This window comes from Mesorhizobium sp. M1A.T.Ca.IN.004.03.1.1, assembly GCF_003997555.1.
Classification (GTDB): Bacteria; Pseudomonadota; Alphaproteobacteria; order Rhizobiales; family Rhizobiaceae; genus Mesorhizobium.
The window spans coordinates 1-255 of the sequence record NZ_RZTV01000645.1 but is presented as its reverse complement, the minus strand read 5'-3'; the positions used below and the strand labels follow the sequence as shown (position 1 = coordinate 255).

General features: G+C 62.7%; 1 pseudogene. It reads left to right on the top strand.

What is annotated here, in order from left to right:
- A pseudogene (locus EOD29_RS33225) lies at positions 1-255 on the top strand (cell division protein FtsZ); the annotation flags it as partial.

Genomic DNA, 255 nt, shown 5'->3' with positions numbered 1-255 from the left:
CCTTTATGACGGCCGACCGCGTGCTCTTTGCCGGTGTCGGCTGCATCACCGACCTCATCGTCAAGGAAGGTCTGATCAACCTCGATTTCGCCGACGTGAAGTCGGTCATGCAGGGCATGGGCCGCGCGATGATGGGCACCGGCGAAGCCGCCGGCGAAAGCCGGGCGATGAAGGCGGCGGAAGCGGCAATCGCCAACCCGCTTCTGGATGATATTTCGATGAAGGGCGCCAAGGGCGTGCTGATCTCGATCTCCG